Here is a 4743-nt window from a genome sequence, read left to right on the forward strand (position 1 = left end):
GCTGGCGGCCGGACGGCTCGCCCCCGGCGGCCGGCTCGCCGTCCGCGGCGGCGCCGTCGCCCGCGGCCTGTGGACGGCGGAGGCCGGACTGCGCGCCGACGGCCTGCGCACCGTCGCCTACCAGGCCCCGCCCGGCGCACCGCCGTCCTGCCCGCACACCCCCGCGGCCGCGCCCCGCCCGGCCTTCCTGCTGGCCGCCCGCAGCCAACCGGTGCTCTCCCTCGGCCGGGACGCCCCGCCGCCGCGGGCCCTCACCACCGACGGACTCCGGGAGTCCGCCGCGAGACTCGCGGCCCGCCGCCCCGCACGGCTGCCGGCCCCCTACCGGCTGCTCGGCTGAGCCCCCGCCGCCCGCCCGGCCCGCCCGCGGCGGCAGGGCTGCGGGGGCCGTCCGTGTACAGCTGCCGAACCTCCGCGGATCGACCCGACGCCAACCCCCCGCACCGGGCACCCGGGTGGGTAGGCTCGCCGGTATGGAGCATGAGGTTGTCGTCCCGCTGCCGGCCAACGCCGTCCGGCAGGTCCTGCAGGACAGCGAGCTGTTGGCCCGCTGCGTCCCCGGCCTGAGCACCGACGCCGGGACGTCCCGCACACCGGACGGGCAGGTCGACGGGCGGCTGCGGCTGCGCGTCGGCAGCTCCACCATCACCTACCGCGGCTCGCTCTCGCTGATCCCCGGACGCGAGGGCGTGCTCACCGCGCTCGCCGAGGGCGAGGAGGTCCGGGGCTCCGGCGAGGTCACCGCGACCGTGCGGGTCAGCGTGCACGACCACGCGGACGGCAGCGTCATGCGCTTCGCCGGAGACCTGAGCGCCGAGGGCCGCCTCGCCGAGTTCCCGGACGACGTCCTGGAGACGGCCGGCCGCAGACTTCTCGACCGCCTCGTCGCCGCCCTCGCCGTCGAGGCCGGCGCCGGCCCGGACGCCGTCCTGCCGCCGGCGGACGACGAAACCGAGGAGACGGCCGAGGAGACGGCTGCCGAGCCCGCCGAGGCCGAGGCGGGGGCGGAGCCCGCCGCCGAGACCGCCGAAGAGCCTGCCGTCGAGGCGGAGGCCGAGCCCGCCGCCGTCGAGGAGCGCGCCGCCGAGGCCGTCGAGGAGCCTGCGGCAGACGCTGAGCCTGAGCCCGAGCCCGCCCCTGTCGAGGAGCCGCAGGAGGCTGCCGCGGAGGCGGAAGAGCCCGAGACGCCGACCGCCCCCGTCGAGGAGCCTGCCGCCGAGGCCGTCGAGCCGCTCGTCGAAGAGCCTGCCGTCGAGGCAGGGGCGGAGCCCGCCCCCGTCGAGGAGCCCGCCGTCGAGGAGCTGCGGGAGACTGCCGCAGAGGCCGCGGAGCCCGCGGAGTCGGCCCAGGAGGCCGAGGAGGCCGAGGAGCCCGAGACGCCGGCCGTCCCTGTCCAGGAGCCCTCTGTCGAGGAGCCCGCCGCCGAGGCCGTCGAGGAGCCTGAGGCAGAGGCTGAGCCTGAGGCCGAGCCTGTCGAGGAGCCGCAGGAGGCCGCCGCGGAGGCGGAGGAGCCCGGGGGGCCCGACGGCGAGTCCGGGGACGAGGAGGAGCCCGGGGCGACCGTGGTCTACCTGGACGACCGGGCGGAGCGGGACCTCGACGACGACCTGTCCGACCTGATCGCCTTCTCGGACGAGGACGAGCCGCTGCCCTCGCCCGAGCCGGAGCCCGCGGGGTTCGAGTACCAGCCGGAGCCGGCGGCGTCCGGGCCGGTGCGGCGGTCGATCGTGGGCCGCTCGGCGGAGGAGGTGGACCACGCGCCGCCGCACGGCCGCTACGCGCCGACTCCCCCGGCCCGCAGTGCCCGCGCCCGGGCGGCCAGCCGCTGGGGCGGCCCGGAGCCCACGCTGCTCACCGGCGGGGCCGGCGAGCGCAGTGCGATGCCCTGGGTGATCGGCGGCGGGGTGGCGCTGATCGGCGGTGCCGTGGTGCTGGTGCGGGCGCTGCGCCGTCGCTGAGCGGAGGGTGGCGGCCCTTAGACTGGCTGCTCATGAGCACTGAGGACCGCGACGCCCTGCTGGCGCAGATCAAGGACAAGGCCGTCGTGCACGGCAAGGTCACCCTCTCCTCCGGGCTGGAGGCCGACTACTACGTCGACCTGCGCCGGATCACGCTGGACGCCGAGGCGGCGCCGCTGGTCGGCCGGGTGATGCTGGACGCCGCGGCGGACCTCGAGTTCGACGCGGTCGGCGGCCTGACCCTGGGCGCCGACCCGGTGGCGACCGCGATGCTGCACGCCGCCGCCGCCCGCGGCCGGAAGCTGGACGCGTTCGTGGTCCGCAAGGCGGGCAAGGCGCACGGCCTGCAGCGCCGGATCGAGGGCCCGGACGTGAAGGGCCGCCGGGTGCTGGCGGTCGAGGACACCTCCACCACCGGCGGCTCGGTGCTCACCGCCGTGGAGGCGCTGCGCGAGGCGGGCGCCGAGGTGGTCGGCGTCGCGGTGATCGTGGAGCGCGGCGCGGCCCCGGCGATCGCGGAGACCGGCCTGCCGTACGTGACCGCCTACACCCTGGACGACCTGGGCCTCTGAGCCCGTACGGCCCCGTGCCGCCCGGATCGGGCCGGTACGGGGGCCGGAAACGGTGACGGCCGGTGTTTCACGTGAAACCACGTGTCACACCGGCCGTTGCCGTGTCCGGGGCGGGCAGGGGCCCGTCAGTTCTTGCGGTGGCGGCCGGTGCTGACCGGCTCCGCCGCCGGGACGTCGCCGCCGGCCTTCTTCTTCCGGCGCTCGCGGATCACCTCGATGATGATCGGGGAGATCGAGATCAGGATGATCAGCGCCATCGCGGGGATCAGGTACTTGTCGATCACCGGAGCCATAGCGTCGCCGAAGAAGTAGCCGATCAGCAGCATGGACTCGGTCCACAGCACGGCGCCGACGGCGTTCCAGACGAAAAAGGTCCGGGCCGGCATCTCCAGGGTGCCGGCGACCGGGTTGAGGAAGGTCCGCACGATCGGGATGAAGCGGGCCATCACCACGGCCTTGGCCGGGCCGAACTTCTCGAAGTAGTACTCGGCCTTCACCACGTACTCGCGGCGGAAGATCTTCGACTCGGGTTTGTCGAACATCCGGGGGCCGAGCTTGGCCCCGATGAAGTGGCCGAGCTGCGCACCGGCGATGGCACAGAGCGGCGCCCCGATCAGCAGCAGGGCGATCGGCAGCCTGGCGCCCTCGCCGAGCACCGAGGAGGCCGCGCCGGAGGCGGCCACACCCGCGAGGATCAGCAGCGAGTCACCGGGGAAGAAGAACCCGACCAGCAGGCCGGTCTCGGCGAAGATGATCGCGAGCAGGCCGATGGCGCCCAGCGACGAGATCAGCGATTTGGCGTCGAGGAGATTGACGGCGAGCTGGTTGTAGTCCACGCGCGCAGGATAGCGCCCTGCTGTTGAAGACGGCTTAAGGAGCGGCGGCCGCGGCCCCGGCCGGGCGGGCCCGTGGGGCTACTGGCGCGTAGGCGCCGTTCGCGTCCCGACTGGCGGGCCGTGGGTGACCGCGGAGGGTGAGTCTGGGAAGATGGCCCCGGTGTCCGGCCTGCGGTCGAGGACCACCCTCTTCTCGTACCGCGAAGCACGCCGTGAGCCAGAGGCGTAAGAGCATCGGACAGCGTCGTTCGATCGCCCCACACCGACAGGAGCGAATTCGCATGCCCATCGCAACTCCCGAGGTCTACAACGAGATGCTGGACCGGGCCAAGGCGGGCAAGTTCGCCTACCCGGCCATCAACGTGACCTCGTCGCAGACCCTGCACGCCGCGCTGCGCGGCTTCGCCGAGGCCGAGAGCGACGGCATCATCCAGATCTCCACCGGTGGTGCGGAGTTCCTGGGCGGCCAGCACAACAAGGACATGGTGACCGGCGCCGTCGCGCTGGCCGAGTTCGCGCACATCGTGGCCGCGAAGTACGACGTCACGGTCGCGCTGCACACCGACCACTGCCCGAAGGACAAGCTGGACGGCTACGTCCGCCCGCTGCTGGCGGTCTCCGCCGAGCGCGTGGCCAAGGGCCTGAACCCGCTGTTCCAGTCGCACATGTGGGACGGCTCGGCCGAGACCCTGGCCGACAACCTGGCGATCGCGCAGGAGCTGCTCGCCCAGGCCGCCGCCGCGAAGATCATCCTCGAGGTCGAGATCACCCCGACCGGCGGCGAGGAGGACGGCGTCTCGCACGAGATCAACGACGAGCTGTACACCACGGTCAACGACGCGGTGCGCACCGCCGAGGCGCTCGGCCTGGGCGAGAAGGGCCGCTACCTGCTGGCCGCCTCCTTCGGCAACGTGCACGGCGTGTACAAGCCGGGCAACGTCGTGCTGAAGCCGGAGCTGCTCGCGGAGCTCCAGGCCGAGATCGGCAAGCAGTACGGCAAGGCCGACCCGTTCGACTTCGTCTTCCACGGCGGCTCGGGCTCGACCGCCGAGGAGATCGCCACCGCGCTGGAGAACGGCGTCGTGAAGATGAACCTGGACACCGACACCCAGTACGCCTTCACCCGCCCGGTCGTGGACCACATGTTCCGCAACTACGACGGCGTGCTGAAGGTCGACGGCGAGGTCGGCAAGAAGAACACCTACGACCCGCGCACCTGGGGCAAGCTGGCCGAGGCCGGCATGGCCTCCCGCGTGCTCGAGGCGGCGCAGCAGCTGCGCTCGGCGGGCAACCGCATCAAGTAGGGCGCACCGCGTCCGCGAGGACGCGTGAGACGGCCGAGCGGGGGGCTGAGGATTAAAACAAAAAAAAAAAAAT

General features: G+C 73.6%; 4 protein-coding genes and 1 pseudogene. 4 read left to right on the forward strand and 1 reads right to left on the reverse strand.

Going from position 1 to position 4743, the window contains the following annotated elements; translation table 11 throughout:
• The 3 genes and pseudogenes from ABZ641_RS26155 to pyrE all read left to right on the forward strand — a co-directional run.
• Positions 1 to 340: pseudogene (locus ABZ641_RS26155) on the forward strand (spermidine synthase); the annotation flags it as partial.
• A gap of 133 nt (positions 341 to 473) precedes the next feature.
• Positions 474 to 1958: an SRPBCC domain-containing protein gene (locus ABZ641_RS26160; protein WP_359985463.1), complete on the forward strand. Its 1485-nt coding sequence runs from the start codon at positions 474 to 476 to the stop codon at positions 1956 to 1958.
• A gap of 32 nt (positions 1959 to 1990) precedes the next feature.
• Positions 1991 to 2530, forward strand: a complete 540-nt coding sequence (gene pyrE, locus ABZ641_RS26165; RefSeq protein ID WP_030274601.1) for an orotate phosphoribosyltransferase — start codon at positions 1991 to 1993, stop codon at positions 2528 to 2530.
• A 125-nt stretch (positions 2531 to 2655) separates the two neighbouring features.
• Here the strand turns inward: pyrE and ABZ641_RS26170 are convergent, their stop codons facing one another.
• Entirely contained in the window at positions 2656 to 3366 is a 711-nt protein-coding gene (locus tag ABZ641_RS26170; RefSeq protein WP_344622133.1) for a VTT domain-containing protein, read from the reverse strand.
• 281 nt (positions 3367 to 3647) lie between these two features.
• Between ABZ641_RS26170 and fbaA the strand changes: the two genes are divergently transcribed.
• Complete coding sequence (gene fbaA / locus ABZ641_RS26175; protein WP_344622134.1) at positions 3648 to 4670, forward strand: class II fructose-bisphosphate aldolase; 1023 nt, start codon at positions 3648 to 3650, stop codon at positions 4668 to 4670.
• Positions 4671 to 4743: the final 73 nt, after the last annotated feature.

It is taken from the genome of Kitasatospora sp. NPDC007106 (genome assembly GCF_040634455.1).
In the GTDB taxonomy this organism is placed as follows: domain Bacteria; phylum Actinomycetota; class Actinomycetes; order Streptomycetales; family Streptomycetaceae; genus Kitasatospora; species Kitasatospora arboriphila.

Bases quoted from the DNA above. Each gene is read 5' to 3' on its own strand.
- pyrE (WP_030274601.1), top strand. From the start codon at position 1,991: ATGAGCACTGAGGACCGCGACGCCCTGCTGGCGCAGATCAAGGACAAG.
- fbaA (WP_344622134.1), top strand. From the start codon at position 3,648: ATGCCCATCGCAACTCCCGAGGTCTACAACGAGATGCTGGACCGGGCC.
- ABZ641_RS26160 (WP_359985463.1), top strand. From the start codon at position 474: ATGGAGCATGAGGTTGTCGTCCCGCTGCCGGCCAACGCCGTCCGGCAG.